This is a genomic window from Klebsiella sp. SYXHC3, from assembly GCF_057196925.1.
Map to the genome: position 1 here is coordinate 458,533 of NZ_JBXUNG010000004.1, position 16,714 is coordinate 475,246.

At 58.1% G+C, this 16,714-nt stretch carries 13 protein-coding genes; 5 read left to right on the top strand and 8 right to left on the bottom strand.

Annotation, left to right across the window (positions count from 1 at the left end; genetic code table 11):
- The first annotated feature begins 510 nt into the window (after positions 1-510).
- Together gltB and gltD are read left to right on the top strand one after the other, a co-directional pair.
- Positions 511-4,971, top strand: coding sequence for a glutamate synthase large subunit (gltB, locus tag AC2CGP_RS14120; RefSeq protein WP_484502363.1), 4,461 nt, complete (start codon positions 511-513; stop codon positions 4,969-4,971).
- Positions 4,972-4,980: 9 nt separating this feature from the next.
- On the top strand, positions 4,981-6,399 hold the full coding sequence (gene gltD, locus AC2CGP_RS14125; protein ID WP_015369485.1) for a glutamate synthase subunit GltD: 1,419 nt from the start codon (positions 4,981-4,983) through the stop codon (positions 6,397-6,399).
- A 116-nt stretch (positions 6,400-6,515) separates the two neighbouring features.
- Here the strand turns inward: gltD and sspB are convergent, their stop codons facing one another.
- The 5 genes from sspB to zapE all read right to left on the bottom strand — a co-directional run bounded on the left by sspB (position 6,516) and on the right by zapE (position 10,179).
- Positions 6,516-7,013, bottom strand: a complete 498-nt coding sequence (gene sspB / locus AC2CGP_RS14130) for a ClpXP protease specificity-enhancing factor (RefSeq protein WP_015369484.1) — start codon at positions 7,011-7,013, stop codon at positions 6,516-6,518.
- Between the two features lie 3 nt (positions 7,014-7,016).
- Positions 7,017-7,655 carry a stringent starvation protein SspA gene (gene sspA / locus AC2CGP_RS14135; protein WP_015369483.1) on the bottom strand — a complete coding sequence of 213 codons (639 nt, stop codon included), beginning with the start codon at positions 7,653-7,655 and terminating at the stop codon, positions 7,017-7,019.
- Between the two features lie 309 nt (positions 7,656-7,964).
- A complete protein-coding gene (rpsI, locus tag AC2CGP_RS14140; RefSeq protein WP_000829818.1) occupies positions 7,965-8,357 on the bottom strand; it encodes a 30S ribosomal protein S9 in 393 nt (130 codons plus the stop codon).
- A 15-nt stretch (positions 8,358-8,372) separates the two neighbouring features.
- The gene (gene rplM / locus AC2CGP_RS14145; RefSeq protein ID WP_002918559.1) at positions 8,373-8,801 is read right to left on the bottom strand and encodes a 50S ribosomal protein L13; all 429 of its coding nucleotides are present in this window, start codon (positions 8,799-8,801) and stop codon (positions 8,373-8,375) included.
- A gap of 247 nt (positions 8,802-9,048) precedes the next feature.
- On the bottom strand, positions 9,049-10,179 hold the full coding sequence (gene zapE, locus AC2CGP_RS14150; protein WP_047046837.1) for a cell division protein ZapE: 1,131 nt from the start codon (positions 10,177-10,179) through the stop codon (positions 9,049-9,051).
- Between the two features lie 190 nt (positions 10,180-10,369).
- On the opposite strand from zapE, the gene zapG reads away from it, so the two are divergent.
- From zapG to degS, 3 genes are all read left to right on the top strand, one after another.
- The gene (gene zapG, locus AC2CGP_RS14155) at positions 10,370-10,768 is read left to right on the top strand and encodes a Z-ring associated protein ZapG (protein WP_015369480.1); all 399 of its coding nucleotides are present in this window, start codon (positions 10,370-10,372) and stop codon (positions 10,766-10,768) included.
- Between the two features lie 173 nt (positions 10,769-10,941).
- Positions 10,942-12,309, top strand: coding sequence for a serine endoprotease DegQ (gene degQ / locus AC2CGP_RS14160; RefSeq protein WP_015369479.1), 1,368 nt, complete (start codon positions 10,942-10,944; stop codon positions 12,307-12,309).
- An 87-nt stretch (positions 12,310-12,396) separates the two neighbouring features.
- Complete coding sequence (degS, locus tag AC2CGP_RS14165) at positions 12,397-13,455, top strand: outer membrane-stress sensor serine endopeptidase DegS (RefSeq protein WP_015703614.1); 1,059 nt, start codon at positions 12,397-12,399, stop codon at positions 13,453-13,455.
- Between the two features lie 28 nt (positions 13,456-13,483).
- Here degS and AC2CGP_RS14170 read toward each other — a convergent pair whose 3' ends face one another.
- The 3 genes from AC2CGP_RS14170 to AC2CGP_RS14180 all read right to left on the bottom strand — a co-directional run.
- Entirely contained in the window at positions 13,484-14,182 is a 699-nt protein-coding gene (locus AC2CGP_RS14170; protein ID WP_171829608.1) for a hypothetical protein, read from the bottom strand.
- A gap of 279 nt (positions 14,183-14,461) precedes the next feature.
- Complete coding sequence (locus AC2CGP_RS14175; RefSeq protein WP_015368312.1) at positions 14,462-15,763, bottom strand: oxaloacetate decarboxylase subunit beta; 1,302 nt, start codon at positions 15,761-15,763, stop codon at positions 14,462-14,464.
- A 15-nt stretch (positions 15,764-15,778) separates the two neighbouring features.
- On the bottom strand, positions 15,779-16,714 hold a 936-nt coding region (locus AC2CGP_RS14180; RefSeq protein WP_411303403.1), incomplete at its 5' end, for a biotin/lipoyl-containing protein.

Sequence of the window (16,714 nt, forward strand, 5' to 3'; positions counted from 1 at the left end):
TTCAATTATCTTTGTCGCAGCAAAAAACAGTTTTATTTCCTGCCATTAAGATAACCAGCAGTCAAATATTCCGCCATAAAAATACAATTCAGCACAGAAAGGTAATCTTAGGCTGCGGATATAGTGAGACAGATCACACTAGATTACGCATCCCTGAGAGTTTATATGCCTTTAAAAAAACAACAATTCTTTTTAAAATCAAAAAATTAAACACCTCTTAGCACACTTTTGTATAAATAAGATTGCCATTTGACGTAAGTGTGGATTCTCGCTAAGTTGGGAATCCGCTGGAAGCTTTCTGGATGAGCGCTCTGCTCATCATATTTATGCAGTAATTGAGATTCCCTCTTAATAGCAAGTCCTCAAACTTGTGTACCGATGCGAAAAGGATTTAAAGAGGGCGAATGCGAGGTAGGCAAAGATGCCCTTACCCCGTCGCCATGCTCTTGCTGTGCCTTGCGCGCAATCGATTAAGGGGGCGTCCCGTAGAGCCTGGGGAGGTTCACTGATATGTTGTACGACAAATCCCTTGAGCGGGATAACTGTGGTTTCGGCCTGATCGCCCACATAGAAGGCGAACCTAGCCACAAGGTAGTGCGCACCGCTATACACGCACTGGCCCGAATGCAGCACCGCGGCGCGATCCTTGCCGATGGTAAAACCGGCGACGGTTGCGGCCTGCTGTTACAAAAACCCGATCGTTTCTTCCGGATTGTGGCGGAAGAGCGCGGCTGGCGCTTAGCCAAAAACTACGCCGTCGGGATGCTGTTCCTGAATAAAGACCCCGAGCTGGCAAGCGCTGCGCGCCGTATCGTTGAAGAAGAGCTGCAACGCGAAACATTGTCTATCGTTGGCTGGCGCGATGTGCCAACCAATGAAGGCGTGCTCGGTGAAATCGCCCTCTCCTCGCTGCCTCGTATTGAACAAATTTTTGTTAACGCGCCGGCAGGCTGGCGTCCGCGCGATATGGAACGCCGTCTGTTCATCGCGCGCCGCCGCATTGAAAAGCGCCTGCAGGAAGACAAAGATTTCTACGTTTGTAGCCTGTCGAACCTGGTTAATATCTATAAAGGTCTATGTATGCCGGCGGATTTGCCGCGCTTCTACCTGGACCTCGCGGACCTGCGTCTGGAATCCGCCATCTGCCTGTTCCACCAGCGCTTCTCCACCAATACCGTGCCGCGCTGGCCGCTGGCGCAGCCTTTCCGCTATCTGGCGCACAATGGTGAAATCAATACCATCACCGGTAACCGCCAGTGGGCCCGCGCCCGTACCTATAAATTCCAGACCCCGCTGATCCCCGATCTGCATGACGCCGCGCCGTTCGTCAACGAAACCGGCTCTGATTCAAGCTCGATGGATAATATGCTGGAACTGCTGCTGGCAGGCGGGATGGATATCGTCCGCGCGATGCGCCTGCTGGTACCGCCAGCCTGGCAGAATAACCCGGACATGGATCCGGAATTGCGCGCGTTCTTCGATTTTAACTCCATGCATATGGAGCCGTGGGACGGCCCGGCGGGCATCGTCATGTCCGACGGTCGCTACGCCGCCTGTAACCTCGACCGTAACGGTCTGCGTCCGGCGCGCTACGTCATCACCAAAGACAAACTCATCACCTGCGCGTCTGAAGTCGGTATCTGGGACTATCAGCCGGATGAAGTGATGGAAAAAGGCCGCGTTGGGCCTGGCGAGCTGATGGTCATCGATACCCGCAGCGGGCGCATTCTGCACTCGGCGGAAACCGATAACGATCTGAAAAGCCGCCATCCGTACAAAGAGTGGATGGAGAAAAACGTCCGCCGTCTGGTGCCGTTCGAAGACCTGCCGGAAGAAGAAGTCGGCAGCCGTCAGTTGGATGATGACACGCTCGCCAGCTACCAGAAACAGTTTAACTACAGCGCCGAAGAGCTGGACTCCGTCCTGCGCGTCCTTGGGGAAAACGGCCAGGAAGCGGTCGGTTCGATGGGCGATGATACCCCATTCGCCGTGCTCTCCAGCCAGCCGCGTATCATTTATGATTATTTCCGCCAGCAGTTCGCCCAGGTGACAAACCCGCCGATCGATCCGCTGCGTGAAGCGCACGTGATGTCGCTGGCTACCAGTATCGGCCGTGAAATGAACGTCTTCTGCGAAGCGGAAGGCCAGGCGCACCGCCTGAGCTTCAAATCGCCGATCCTGCTGTACTCCGACTTTAAACAGCTGACCACCATGGAAGAGGAGCATTATCGCGCCGACACCCTGGATATTACCTTTGATGCCAACGAAACCACGCTGGCCGAGACGGTAAAAGCGCTGTGCGATAAAGCGGAACAGATGGTACGTAACGGCACCGTACTGCTGGTGCTGTCCGACCGCAACATCGCGAAAGACCGTCTGCCGGTACCGACGCCGATGGCCGTTGGCGCCATCCAGACGCGCCTCGTCGATAAGAGCCTGCGCTGCGACGCTAACATCATCGTCGAAACCGCCAGCGCCCGCGATCCGCACCACTTTGCGGTGCTGCTGGGCTTTGGCGCGACGGCTATCTATCCATATCTTGCCTATGAAACCCTGGCGAAGCTGGTGGATAGCAAAGCTATCGATAAAGAATACCGTACGGTGATGCTGAACTACCGTAACGGCATCAACAAAGGCCTGTACAAAATCATGTCGAAGATGGGGATCTCGACCATCGCCTCCTACCGCTGCTCGAAGCTGTTCGAAGCGGTCGGTCTGCATCGCGACGTGGCCGACCTCTGCTTCCAGGGCGTAGTGAGCCGCATTGGCGGCGCCGGTTTCGACGACTTCCAGCAGGACCTGCTGAATCTGTCGAAACGCGCATGGCTGGCGCGTAAACCGCTGGCTCAGGGCGGTTTGCTGAAATATGTCCACGGCGGCGAATATCACGCCTACAACCCGGACGTCGTTCGCACCCTGCAGCAGGCGGTTCAGAGCGGCGAATACCGTGATTATCAGGAATACGCGAAGCTGGTTAACGAACGTCCGGCAGCCACGCTGCGCGATCTGCTGGCGCTCAACCCAGGCGATGAAGCCATAAGCATCAATGAAGTGGAATCAGCGAAAGAGCTGTTTAAACGCTTCGATACCGCGGCCATGTCGATCGGCGCGCTGAGCCCGGAAGCGCACGAATCACTGGCGGAAGCGATGAACAGCATCGGCGGCTTCTCCAACTCCGGTGAAGGCGGTGAAGACCCGGCGCGCTACGGCACCAACAAAGTCTCGCGTATTAAGCAGGTGGCTTCAGGTCGTTTCGGCGTTACCCCAGCCTACCTGGTGAATGCCGACGTGATCCAGATTAAAGTCGCCCAGGGCGCGAAACCCGGTGAAGGCGGACAGTTGCCGGGTGACAAAGTGACGCCTTATATCGCCAAACTGCGTTATTCGGTACCGGGCGTGACGCTGATCTCCCCGCCGCCGCACCACGATATTTACTCTATCGAGGATCTGGCGCAGCTGATTTTCGACCTCAAGCAGGTCAATCCGAAGGCGATGATTTCCGTCAAACTGGTTTCCGAGCCGGGTGTCGGCACCATCGCCACCGGCGTGGCGAAAGCCTACGCAGACCTAATCACTATCGCCGGCTACGATGGCGGTACCGGGGCGAGCCCGCTTTCATCGGTGAAATATGCCGGCTGTCCGTGGGAACTTGGCCTGGTGGAAACCCAGCAGGCGCTGGTCGCCAACGGCTTGCGTCATAAAATTCGCCTGCAGGTAGACGGCGGCCTGAAAACCGGCCTCGATATCATCAAAGCGGCGATCCTTGGCGCGGAAAGCTTCGGCTTCGGCACCGGCCCGATGGTCGCGCTGGGCTGTAAATACCTGCGTATCTGTCACCTGAACAACTGCGCCACCGGCGTGGCGACCCAGGATGACAAACTGCGTAAGAACCACTACCACGGCCTGCCATTCAAAGTGACCAACTACTTTGAATTCATCGCCCGCGAAACCCGCGAGCTGATGGCGCAGCTGGGCGTGAAGCGTCTGGTGGACCTGATCGGCCGCACCGACCTGCTGAAAGAACTGGAAGGCTTTACGGCGAAACAGCAGAAACTGGAGCTCGGCAAACTGCTGGAAACCGCTGAGCCGCTGCCAGGCAAGGCGCTGTACTGCACCGAGAGCAACCCGCCGTTCGATAACGGCGTGCTCAACGCGCAGCTGCTGCAGCAGGCGAAGCCGTATGTGGATAACAAACAGAGCAAAACGTTCTGGTTCGATATTCGCAACACTGACCGTTCCGTTGGGGCGTCGCTGTCCGGTTATATCGCCCAGACTCACGGCGACCAGGGGCTGGCCGCCGACCCGATTACCGCCCACTTTAGCGGTACCGCGGGCCAGAGCTTCGGCGTCTGGAACGCCGGCGGCGTTGAGCTGCACCTGACCGGCGACGCCAACGACTACGTGGGTAAAGGCATGGCGGGCGGTCTGCTGTCGATTCGTCCTCCGGTCGGCTCCGCCTTCCGTAGCCATGAAGCAAGCATCATTGGCAACACCTGTCTGTATGGCGCGACCGGCGGTCGTCTGTACGCGGCAGGACGCGCGGGCGAACGCTTTGCGGTACGTAACTCCGGCGCCATCACCGTGGTGGAAGGCATCGGCGACAACGGCTGTGAATACATGACCGGCGGCATCGTCTGTATCCTGGGGAAAACCGGCGTGAACTTCGGCGCAGGTATGACCGGCGGCTTTGCTTACGTCCTGGATGAAGATGGCGACTTCCGTAAACGCGTTAACCCCGAACTGGTGGAAGTTCTGGACGTGGACACGCTGGCTATCCATGAGGAGCACCTGCGTGGCTTAATTACCGAACACGTCCAGCTTACCGGTTCGCAGCGCGGCGAAGAGATCCTCGCCAACTGGCCGGCCTTCGCGGCGAAGTTTGCGCTGGTTAAACCGAAGTCCAGCGATGTTAAAGCACTGTTGGGTCACCGTAGTCGTTCCGCAGCTGAGCTGCGGGTGCAGGCGCAGTAAGGGGTTAAGATGAGTCAGAACGTATACCAATTTATCGACCTGCAGCGCGTTGATCCGCCAAAGAAACCGCTGAAGATCCGTAAAATTGAATTTGTAGAAATTTACGAGCCGTTTTCAGAAGGCCAGGCCAAGGCGCAGGCAGATCGCTGCCTCTCCTGCGGCAACCCGTACTGCGAATGGAAATGTCCGGTGCACAACTACATCCCTAACTGGCTGAAACTGGCCAACGAGGGGCGTATTTTTGAAGCGGCCGAACTGTCACATCAGACCAACACCCTGCCGGAAGTCTGCGGACGTGTCTGCCCGCAGGACCGCCTGTGCGAAGGTTCCTGTACCCTGAACGATGAGTTCGGCGCGGTGACCATCGGCAACATTGAACGCTATATCAACGATAAGGCGTTTGAGATGGGCTGGCGTCCGGACTTGTCCGGCGTGAAGCAAACCGGTAAAACCGTCGCCATTATCGGCGCCGGTCCGGCAGGCCTGGCCTGCGCGGATGTGCTGACCCGTAACGGCGTAAAGGCGATCGTTTTCGATCGTCATCCGGAAATCGGCGGTCTGCTGACCTTCGGCATCCCGGCGTTTAAGCTGGAAAAAGAGGTGATGACCCGCCGCCGTGAGATCTTCACCGGCATGGGGATTGAGTTCCGGCTCAATACCGAAGTGGGCCGTGACGTCCAGCTCGACGATCTGCTGAAAGAGTACGATGCCGTATTTCTGGGCGTGGGCACCTACCAGTCCATGCGCGGCGGACTGGAAAACGAAGATGCCAACGGCGTGTATGACGCACTGCCGTTCCTTATCGCCAACACCAAACAGATCATGGGCTTTGGCGAAACGGCGCACGAACCGTTCGTCAGTATGGAAGGCAAACGCGTGGTGGTTCTCGGCGGCGGCGACACCGCGATGGACTGCGTGCGGACCTCGGTTCGTCAGGGGGCGGCGCACGTTATCTGCGCCTATCGTCGTGACGAAGAAAACATGCCGGGTTCCAAACGCGAAGTGAAAAACGCGCGTGAAGAGGGTGTCGAATTCCAGTTCAACGTCCAGCCGCTGGGCGTGGAAGTGAATGCCAACGGCAAAGTGTGCGGCGTGAAAATGGCTCGCACCGAAATGGGCCAGCCGGATGCGAAAGGCCGCCGTCGCGCGGAAATCGTCGCCGGTTCCGAGCACGTGGTGCCGGCAGACGCGGTGGTGATGGCGTTTGGTTTCCGTCCACACAGCATGGAATGGCTGGCGAAACATAGCGTCGAGCTGGATTCTCAGGGCCGCATCATCGCCCCGGAAGGCAGCGACAACGCGTTCCAGACCAGCAACCCGAAAATCTTTGCCGGCGGCGATATCGTTCGCGGCTCAGACCTGGTGGTAACGGCGATTGCCGAAGGCCGTAAAGCAGCGGACGGGATCCTCAACTATCTTGAAGTCTGATTAGACCCTGAGTCTCAACGCAGAAAAGCCCGATGGTTAACGCTATCGGGCTTTTTTATGCTTGATCGTGGTTAAGCAGGAGCAAAAAAAACAGGCCCCGGAGGGCCTGTCAGGCATTACTTCACAACGCGCAGCGCCGGACGACCACCGCGCGGCGGCGGCGGCGTGTCGTCAGGATCGTCATCGTGATTATCCGGCTTATCGCCATCAATCACCGACATCACCGTTTCGTTTTCGCTCTCAGACACGACGTCATCATCGTTGAGGCTGCTGACATCTTCGTCATAGGCCGCTTCAGGTTCAAACATCGTTCCTGCGCCGTTCTCACGGGCATAGATAGCGAGTACCGCAGCTAGCGGCACGGAAACGTTGCGCGGTACGCCGCCGAAGCGAGCATTAAAGCGCACTTCGTCATTCGCCAGTTCCAGATTGCCCACCGCACGCGGCGCAATGTTCAGAACGATTTGGCCGTCGCGAGCGTACTCCATCGGCACGAGAACGCCTGGCAGCGTCACATCGACGACCAGGTGCGGAGTCAGCTGGTTATCCAGCAGCCACTCATAGAACGCCCGCAGCAGGTACGGGCGACGCGGCGTCAGCTGTGATACATCCATTATTTAGCCCCGGCCGAGGCGCATTTCACGCTCGGCTTCAGTTAAAGAAGCGAGGAAAGAATCACGTTCGAAGACGCGAGTCATATAGCCCTTAAGCTCTTTCGCGCCAGCACCCACCAGTTCTACGCCGAGAACCGGCAAACGCCACAGCAGCGGAGCCAGGTAGCAATCGACCAGGCTGAATTCGTCGCTCAGGAAGTAAGGCTTCTGAGTAAAGACCGGCGCAATCGCCTGCAGTTCTTCACGCAGCTGCTTACGAGCGGCATCAGCCTGGGCCGCGGTACCGGTCTGGATGGTATTCATCAGCGAATACCAGTCTTTCTCGATACGTTGCATGTACAGACGGCTTTCACCACGCGCCACCGGGTAAACCGGCATTAGCGGCGGATGCGGGAAACGCTCATCCAGGTATTCCATAATGATGCGGGATTCCCACAGAGTGAGCTCACGATCCACCAGCGTCGGGACGCTTTGATTCGGGTTGAGGTCAATCAGATCCTGAGGCGGGTTATCCTTCTCCACGTGCTCTATCTCAAAACTGACACCTTTTTCGGCCAGCACGATGCGGACCTGATGGCTATAGATGTCAGTAGGACCAGAAAACAGCGTCATTACCGAACGTTTGTTGGCAGCGACAGCCATGAAAACCTCCAGGTATATTCAGAATTTTTACTGCTGCCGACCACGCATGGCCAGCCAGATGTATAAACCCCATTCGCACGGCGACGATATGTTCATTGATTAACTAAAAAATGAACAACCACCAGCATTTGGGCAGAAAATTGGATGATAGTTTACCAGATTTTGCGGACGTTGTGGTGAGGGTATTCTGGAAATGCTGAAAAAGTGGTAAGAACAGACCATTCCTTTGTGGATAACAGCCGTTTTATCCATAAAAAAACCCGCCGAAGCGGGTTTTTTCGCAAATTGTTCTGCGTGAGCAGAAAACAATTAACGTTTGGAGAACTGCGGACGACGACGTGCTTTACGCAGACCGACTTTCTTACGTTCAACCTGACGAGCGTCACGAGTAACGAAGCCAGCTTTACGCAGTTCAGAACGCAGGGACTCGTCGTACTCCATCAGAGCGCGGGTGATACCGTGACGGATCGCACCAGCCTGACCAGAGATACCACCACCTTTAACAGTGATGTACAGATCCAGTTTCTCAACCATGTCGACCAGTTCCAGCGGCTGACGAACTACCATGCGGGCAGTTTCACGACCGAAGTACTGTTCCAGCGAACGCTGGTTGATTACGATTTTGCCGTTGCCCGGTTTGATGAAAACGCGAGCTGCGGAACTTTTGCGGCGACCAGTGCCGTAGTATTGATTTTCAGCCATTGCCTATAATCCCGATTAGATGTCAAGAACTTGCGGTTGCTGTGCCGCGTGGTTGTGCTCGTTACCAGCGTAAACTTTCAGTTTACGGTACATAGCACGACCCAGCGGGCCTTTTGGCAGCATGCCTTTAACCGCGATTTCAATCACACGCTCAGGACGGCGGGCAATCATCTCTTCAAAGGTCGCTTCTTTGATACCACCGATGTGGCCGGTGTGGTGGTAGTACATTTTGTCTTCGCGCTTGTTGCCGGTTACAGCAACTTTTTCTGCGTTCAGAACGATGATGTAATCACCAGTATCAACGTGCGGAGTGTATTCCGCTTTGTGCTTACCGCGCAGGCGACGAGCCAGTTCAGTAGCCAGACGGCCCAGAGTTTTACCGGTCGCGTCAACAACATACCAGTCGCGTTTTACGGTTTCTGGTTTAGCTGTAAAAGTTTTCATTAAAAGCTTACCCAAATAAATAAGTTACACGTTGGTGAACACCCAAACGTTTAGTCAGTTGAGGTTCACACGACAAAGTCCGGCAAACCTACCCCTTCGAATAGCCTATGCCAGCACATAGAAGATTTCGGGAAAAAAAACCTTCTCGTAACGTGGGGTCGCAAGATTATAGAGAAGTAGGGGCCAAAGATCGACCCCTTTATGTGATTTGCAGCAGGTTTTTCTCAATGTGAGAAGAAGGCTGGATTCAGGGCATGTGCGGTTGTTTCAGATATTCTTCGCTTTGCATTTCCTGCAGGCGCGATAAACAGCGCTGGAACTCAAACTTCAAGCGTTCGCCCTGATAGATCTCATACAGCGGCACCGCCGCGCTAACCACCAGTTTTACGTGACGTTCGTAGAATTCATCCACCAGCGCGATAAAGCGCCGCGCTTCGCTCTCAAGATGCGTCGTCATCACCGGCACATCGAACAACATCACGGTATGGAACAGGCGTGACAGCGCGATGTAATCATGCTGGCTGCGCGCATCCACGCACAGCGTGTCGAACGACGCCGCCAAAGTCTGGTTTTCCACGCCTAACGTCGGCAGCGGCCGGTGGTTAATTTCCAGCGTCGGCATCTGCTCGCGTTTGGCTCCCGCCAGCGCCAGCCAGAGTTTATCCATTTGCTGGCTGGTCTCGACATTGAGCGGCGACAACCACAGATGCGCCTGGGTTAACGTGCGCAGGCGGTAATCAATCCCCGCATCGACGTTCATAATGTCGCAATGCTGTTTGATGGCGTCTATCGCCGGCAGGAAACGCGCGCGCTGCAGACCATTGCGGTAGAGCTCGTCCGGCGGGATGTTTGAGGTAGCAACCAGCGTAATCCCACGCGAGAACAGCGCTTTCATTAAGCCGCCGAGCAGCATGGCATCGGTGATGTCGGAGACAAAAAACTCGTCAAAGCACAACACATCGGTTTGCGCTTTAAAGCGATCGGCAACGATTTCCAGCGGGTCGCTATGCCCCTGCAAGGTAGTTAACTCTTCGTGTACGCGCAGCATAAAGCGATGGAAATGCAGGCGCTGTTTACGCTCGCCCGGCAGGCTTTGATAAAACATATCCATCAGCCAGGTTTTGCCGCGCCCAACGCCGCCCCACATATACAGGCCGCGTACGGCGGTCGCTTCCGCCGCCGGTTCGCGTTTGCCAAGCAGCTTGCTGAATTTCGCCCGCAGCCCGCCGCCCGCAGGCGCTGCAGCTACAGGTTTTTCCTGCAGTTCACGATAGATGGTATCGAGGCGGCTGACTGCTTCTTGTTGCACGTCGTCGGGTTGATGGCTGCCCTCTTTGAGAGCTAAAAGGTAACGCGATGTTGGGGACAGGCTTTGCATGATCTTATTGTTATTCCTTGAAAACCGTGGCGCCGTGGCCCACGATTGACGAAAAAAAGGCGGTTCTACAGTACGCGATGATACGCCAGGATTCCACTTCTGTGGAATTAGCGGTTATAGTGGCACTATCGGGCGCAGGCGGAGAGCCTAACAGCCACCCTACGGAACCACAAAACAACGGGAGATGTTCATGACCTGGGAATACGCGCTAATTGGATTAGTCGTCGGTATCATCATCGGTGCCGTCGCCATGCGTTTTGGTAACCGCAAATTGCGTCAGCAACAAGCGCTGCAGTTCGAACTGGAAAAGAATAAAGCAGAGCTTGAAGAGTATCGCGAAGAGCTGGTCAGCCATTTTGCGCGCAGCGCAGAACTGCTGGACAACATGGCGGATGACTACCGTCAGCTGTATCAGCACATGGCAAAAAGCTCCAGCAGCCTGCTGCCGGACGCGATGGCGGACGCCAATCCGTTCCGCAATCGCCTGGCGGAGTCCGAAGCCAGCAACGATCAGGCGCCGGTACAGATGCCGCGCGATTATTCTGAAGGCGCATCCGGCCTACTGCGCGGTGGTGCGAAACGCGACTGATCCCGCTGTCTGCGTAAAAATATTTACCGGGCGCGCCTTCCGCGCCCGTCTTCCCCCTGCATCCCAGCTACAATTTAAGCACGGACCGCATTGTTAGCCGGTCGAAAATTCAATAACATCAAATCATTCGGACGTTTTTTCCATACACCTCAGGTTACGAGAGCCAGCATCTAATGAAGAAACAGACTTTGCTGTTGAGTGCGTTAGCGTTAAGCATTGGATTATCGTTGTCGGTCCTGCCTCCGGCGGCGGCATCACTGCCGACCCAGGTTCCAGGCCAGGGCGCGCTACCGAGCCTCGCGCCGATGCTGGAAAAAGTATTGCCTGCGGTGGTCAGCGTGCAGGTAGAAGGCACCGCCTCGCCGGTGCAGAATATGCCGGAAGAGCTGAAAAAATACTTTGGCGACAACGCGCCGCAAGAGCAGGCGCAGCCGTTTGAAGGCCTCGGATCAGGGGTGATTATCGACGCCGCCAAAGGCTACGTGCTGACCAACAACCACGTAATAAGCCAGGCGCAGAAAATCAGCATTCAGTTGAACGATGGCCGCGAGTTCGATGCCAAACTAGTCGGCAGCGACGAACAGAGCGATATCGCCCTGCTGCAGGTTTTAAAACCCAGCAATTTAACGCAAATCGCCATCGCGGATTCCGACAAGCTGCGCGTCGGCGATTTCGCCGTTGCCGTTGGCAACCCCTTCGGCCTCGGGCAAACCGCTACTTCCGGCATCATCTCCGCGCTGGGTCGTAGCGGCCTTAATCTCGAAGGGCTGGAAAACTTTATTCAGACCGATGCCTCAATTAACCGCGGCAACTCCGGCGGCGCGCTGCTGAATCTCAACGGCGAGCTTATCGGCATCAATACCGCCATTCTGGCGCCGGGCGGCGGCAGCATCGGTATCGGCTTCGCCATCCCGAGCAACATGGCGAAGACCCTCGCCGATCAGCTTATTCAATACGGCGAAATCAAACGCGGCCTGCTGGGCATTAAAGGCATGGAAATGAGCGCGGATATCGCCAAAGCGATGAATATCAACGCTCAGCGCGGCGCCTTTGTAAGCGAAGTCCTGGCCAATTCAGGCTCCGCAAAAGCTGGGATTAAATCCGGTGATGTTATCGTCAGCATGAACGGCAAGCCGCTAAGCAGCTTCGCCGAGCTGCGCTCGCGTATCGCCACTACCGCCCCTGGCACAAAAGTAAAACTGGGGCTACTGCGCGACGGCAAACCGTTGGACGTCGAGGTCACGCTGGATAAGAGCACCTCCTCCACCGCCAGCGCCGAGCTGATTATCCCGGCCCTGCAGGGAGCGGCGCTAAGCGATGGCCAGTTAAAAGACGGCACTAAGGGCGTGAGCATCGATAACGTCGATAAAGGCAGCGCGGCGGCTCAGGTTGGCCTGCATAAAGACGATCTCATTATCGGCCTCAACCGCCAGCGCGTGCGTTCCATCGCCGAGCTACGTAAAGTGCTGGAAACCAAACCGGCCGTCATCGCGCTGAATGTGCTGCGCGGTAACGAAAGCATTTATCTGCTGCTACGCTAACGGCTGCATCCGGACATCGCGCGTCGTGCGATGTCCGGATAAGTCATGCTATGCTGCGCCTGCCCATTAATTAACGATATTCGCATCATGCCAGGAAAGCTTTTACGTTCAGTCCTTATCGGTTTAATCGTCGGCGGCATCCTGCTGGCGGCGATGCCTTCGCTGCGCCAGTGGCAGCTCTCGTCGGCGACGCCGAGCGATACCGCTGACGAATCGCCCGCCAGCTATAATGCTGCGGTAAGACGCGCCGCGCCGGCGGTGGTCAACGTCTATAACCGCGCGCTGAACAGCACCAGCCATAACCAGCTGACGCTCGGCTCCGGCGTTATCATGGACCAACGCGGATATATCCTCACCAACAAGCACGTCATCAACGATGCCGATCAGATAATCATCGCCTTGCAGGATGGACGGGTATTTGAAGCCCTGTTGGTCGGTTCCGATACCCTGACTGACCTGGCAGTGCTCAAAATAAACGCCAGCGGCGGCCTGCCGGTTATCCCGATTAACCCGAAACGCGTTCCACATATCGGCGATGTGGTACTGGCGATAGGCAACCCTTATAACCTTGGGCAAACCATCACCCAGGGTATCATCAGCGCGACCGGTCGTATCGGCCTGAACCCCACCGGGCGACAGAATTTCCTGCAAACCGACGCCTCTATCAACCACGGCAACTCCGGCGGCGCGCTGGTCAACTCGCTGGGTGAACTGATGGGTATTAACACCCTGTCGTTTGATAAGAGCAATGACGGCGAAACGCCGGAAGGGATCGGCTTTGCCATCCCGTTCCAGCTGGCGACCAAAATCATGGATAAACTGATCCGCGACGGCCGGGTGATCCGCGGTTACATCGGGATCAGCGGCCGCGAGATCGCGCCGATGCATGCGCAGAGCGGCGGCATGGATCAGATCCAGGGGATCGTCGTTAATGACGTCGCACCTGACGGCCCAGCGGCGCAGGCCGGGATCCGCGCCAATGATGTGATCATCTCGGTGAACGATAAACCAGCGGTTTCGGCGCTGGAAACCATGGACCAGGTCGCAGAAATTCGCCCGGGTTCAGAAATCCCGGTGGTCATCATGCGTGATGATAAGAAAATCACCCTGCACGTGGCGGTACAAGAATATCCGGCGACAAATTAACGATTAGCGCTCCGTTATCGGAGCGCGATTAATCAACAAACAGCGGTCCGGCCGGGAATCTGGCCAGAAACCCGGTCACCGCCAGTAACGACCGCAACGATGGCCAGCAGATCTGCCGCTCCCGCAGTTCATCATCCAGCGTCAGTAACGCGAACTCCCCTCTCTCGCCGAGAACCCCGCCCTGCCACAGCAGCCGTTGCGCCTGCTGCCGCGCCCACGGCGATTCACTCTTCCAGGCCAGCAAATGCAGCAGCGACTGTTGTAAGCAAACGCTGTGCGAATGGTTGTCCCGCAACAATCGTCGATACACCGGCAGCGAGATACTGCGTACGCTGTAGAAACCACTGCGTGATTCACTATCAGCCTGCGCCACGCTGGCGCACATCTGCCCGGCGAGATCGCATAAACGATTATGCGTCAGCGGCTGGCGCAGCGCATCCAGATGCCCGGCGGCGGCGCAAAGCAGGCCGCTCCTTTGCCGCTCATGCGTCAGCGAATCAAGCAACGCCGCTACCGTTTCAGCCTCCCCGGTCTGCGCATGCTGTACACCGGCGTCATAACAACAGACAAAGAAATCATGGCTGCCACGGCCGACCGGCGGGTGCGCCAGCAGATTCAGCGCCGGATGCAGTTGTTCAAGCTCCTCCAGCGACGCCAGGGCGTCATCCACGACCCCCTCTTTTGCCGACGACCGGCTGGCAGGACGTAATGCTACCGTTTCATTCATCAAAGCCTCCTCAGGGAAAATTCTCGGTTCTCGCGTCGCCCGGCCGGGCTACGGGATCACCGGTCGCCCGGATAAGGCGCTAGCCGCCATCCGGGAACCTCTCCCCGGTGGCGCTGCGCTTACCGGGGCTACAAACCGGAGCGGACCGGTAGCCCGGATAAGGCGCAAGCCGCCATCCGGGAACCTCTCCCCGGTGGCGCTGCGCTTACCGGGGCTACAAACCGGAGCGGACCGGTAGCCCGGATAAGGCGCCAGCCGCAACCCGGGAAGGATGCCGGCTTACATCGCCAGCACGTACTTGAGCATCACCCCGGCGGCGATCGCCGAGCCGATCACCCCGGCCACATTCGGGCCCATCGCGTGCATCAGCAGGAAGTTCTGCCCGTCCGCTTCCAGACCCACCTTGTTGGACACCCTTGCTGCCATCGGCACCGCCGACACCCCGGCCGAGCCAATCAGCGGGTTGATCTTGTGTTTACTGAAGACATTCATCAGCTTCGCCATGATCACCCCGGCCGCGGTGCCCACGCAGAAGGCGATCACCCCCAGCAGCAGGATGCCCAGTGTCTGCGGCTGCAGGAACTTGTCCGCCACCAGCTTGGCCCCCACCGACAGCCCGAGGAAGATGGTGACGATATTGATCAGCGCGTTCTGCACCGTATCGCTCAGCCGATCCACCACTCCGCTTTCGCGCATCAGGTTGCCGAAGCAGAACATCCCCAGCAGCGGCGCGGCGTCCGGCAGCAGCAGCGCCACCAGCAGCAACAGCACCGCCGGGAAGAGGATCTTCTCGCGTTTGCTCACCGTACGCAGCTGCACCATGCGGATCTTCCGCTCTTTGTCGCTGGTCAGCGCCTTCATGATCGGCGGCTGGATCAGCGGCACCAGCGCCATATAGGAGTAGGCGGCCACCGCGATGGCCCCCAGCAGCTCCGGCGCCAGCTTGCTCGACAGGTAGATGGCCGTCGGGCCGTCGGCGCCGCCGATGATGCCGATGGCCGCCGCCTGCGGCAGGGTGAAGTGGATGAAGCCGAAGTAGTTCAGCGTCAGCGCCCCGAGCACGGTGGCGAAGATCCCGAACTGCGCCGCCGCCCCCAGCAGCAGGGTGCGCGGGTTGGCCAGCAGCGGGCCGAAATCGGTCATCGCCCCGACGCCCATAAAGATCACCAGCGGCGCGATACCCGAGCCAATCGCCACCTTATAGAAGATGGCCAGCACTCCGGAGGAGTAGCCCATATCCACCGCCAGCGTCTCCATCTGCCCCTGTACCGACGGCAGGGCCAGCGCCAGCGCTTCCTTGATGGCGTGGACGTCCGGTGCGCAGTTGAGCTTCGCGGCAATCACCGCCAGCTGGAGCGGGTCGTGATGGGCCAGCAGGTTTTCCAGCGCGCTCAGCGCCAGCCCGGCCTCCGGGATATTGGAGAGCAGGCCGCCGAAGCCAATCGGCAGCAGCAGTAACGGCTCGAACTTTTTAGCAATCGCCAGCCACAGCAGCAGCAGGCTGACCAGCAGCATCGCCGCCTGGCCGGCCTGCAGGTGCATCAGCCCCATGCCCTGAATCAGGGCGTTCAGACTTTCCATTTGCGCTCCTCGTCCTTACGCCAGCTGCAGCAGGGTGTCGCCGACCGCCACCGCATCGCCGGATTTCACTGCGATACCGCGTACGGTACCGGCCTGCGCGGCGCGGATTTCGGTTTCCATCTTCATGGCTTCCAGAATCAGCAGCACCTCGCCTTCCGCCACCGCCTGGCCTTCGCTGGCCAGCACCTTCCAGATGGTGCCCGCCAGCGGCGCGGTCACCGGGGTGCCGGCGCCGGCCGGGGCGGCAGCCTGAACCGGTGCGGAAGACGGGGTGGTCGCCGTCAGCTGGCTGACGTCGCCGCCGTCGCTGACCTTGACCACGAAGGCTTTGCCTTCCACTTCGACGGTGTAGATACCGGAGGCGGCGGCTTTTGCCGGCGCGGCAGAGGTGGCTTCTTCCACCTGCGGCACCGGCTCAAAGGCCGCCGGGTTGTGGCGGTTTTCGAGGAACTTCAGGCCGATTTGCGGGAACAGCGCCACGGTGAGCACGTCGTCGATGGCGTTTTCGGCAAGCGTGATGCCCTTCTCCTGCGCCTGGCGTTTGACGTCGGCTTCAAGCTCCGCCAGCTCCGGCTTCAGCAGGTCGGCCGGGCGGCAGGTGACGGCGTCGGCGCCGTCGAGCACCCGCGCCTGCAGGGCGGCGTTAACCGGCGCCGGGGTGTGGCCGTATTCGCCTTTCAGAATACCGGCGGTCTCCTTCGCAATGGTTTTGTAGCGCTCGCCGCCCAGCACGTTGAGCACCGCCTGGGTGCCGACAATCTGCGAAGTCGGGGTGACCAGCGGGATGAAGCCGAGGTCCTCGCGCACGCGGGGGATTTCCGCCAGTACCTCATCCAGACGGTGGGCGGCGCTCTGCTGCTTCAGCTGGCCTTCGAGGTTGGTGAGCATGCCGCCCGGCACCTGGGCGACCAGGATACGGCTGTCGGTGCCTTTCAGCTGGCCTTCGAAGGC

Excerpts from the sequence above, each read along its gene's own strand:
- gltB (WP_484502363.1), top strand. The coding sequence starts at position 511 with ATGTTGTACGACAAATCCCTTGAGCGGGATAACTGTGGTTTCGGCCTG.
- gltD (WP_015369485.1), top strand. The coding sequence starts at position 4,981 with ATGAGTCAGAACGTATACCAATTTATCGACCTGCAGCGCGTTGATCCG.
- sspB (WP_015369484.1), bottom strand. The coding sequence starts at position 7,013 with ATGGATGTATCACAGCTGACGCCGCGTCGCCCGTACCTGCTGCGGGCG.
- sspA (WP_015369483.1), bottom strand. The coding sequence starts at position 7,655 with ATGGCTGTCGCTGCCAACAAACGTTCGGTAATGACGCTGTTTTCTGGT.
- rpsI (WP_000829818.1), bottom strand. The coding sequence starts at position 8,357 with ATGGCTGAAAATCAATACTACGGCACTGGTCGCCGCAAAAGTTCCGCA.
- rplM (WP_002918559.1), bottom strand. The coding sequence starts at position 8,801 with ATGAAAACTTTTACAGCTAAACCAGAAACCGTAAAACGCGACTGGTAT.
- zapE (WP_047046837.1), bottom strand. The coding sequence starts at position 10,179 with ATGCAAAGCCTGTCCCCAACATCGCGTTACCTTTTAGCTCTCAAAGAG.
- zapG (WP_015369480.1), top strand. The coding sequence starts at position 10,370 with ATGACCTGGGAATACGCGCTAATTGGATTAGTCGTCGGTATCATCATC.
- degQ (WP_015369479.1), top strand. The coding sequence starts at position 10,942 with ATGAAGAAACAGACTTTGCTGTTGAGTGCGTTAGCGTTAAGCATTGGA.
- degS (WP_015703614.1), top strand. The coding sequence starts at position 12,397 with ATGCCAGGAAAGCTTTTACGTTCAGTCCTTATCGGTTTAATCGTCGGC.
- AC2CGP_RS14170 (WP_171829608.1), bottom strand. The coding sequence starts at position 14,182 with ATGAATGAAACGGTAGCATTACGTCCTGCCAGCCGGTCGTCGGCAAAA.
- AC2CGP_RS14175 (WP_015368312.1), bottom strand. The coding sequence starts at position 15,763 with ATGGAAAGTCTGAACGCCCTGATTCAGGGCATGGGGCTGATGCACCTG.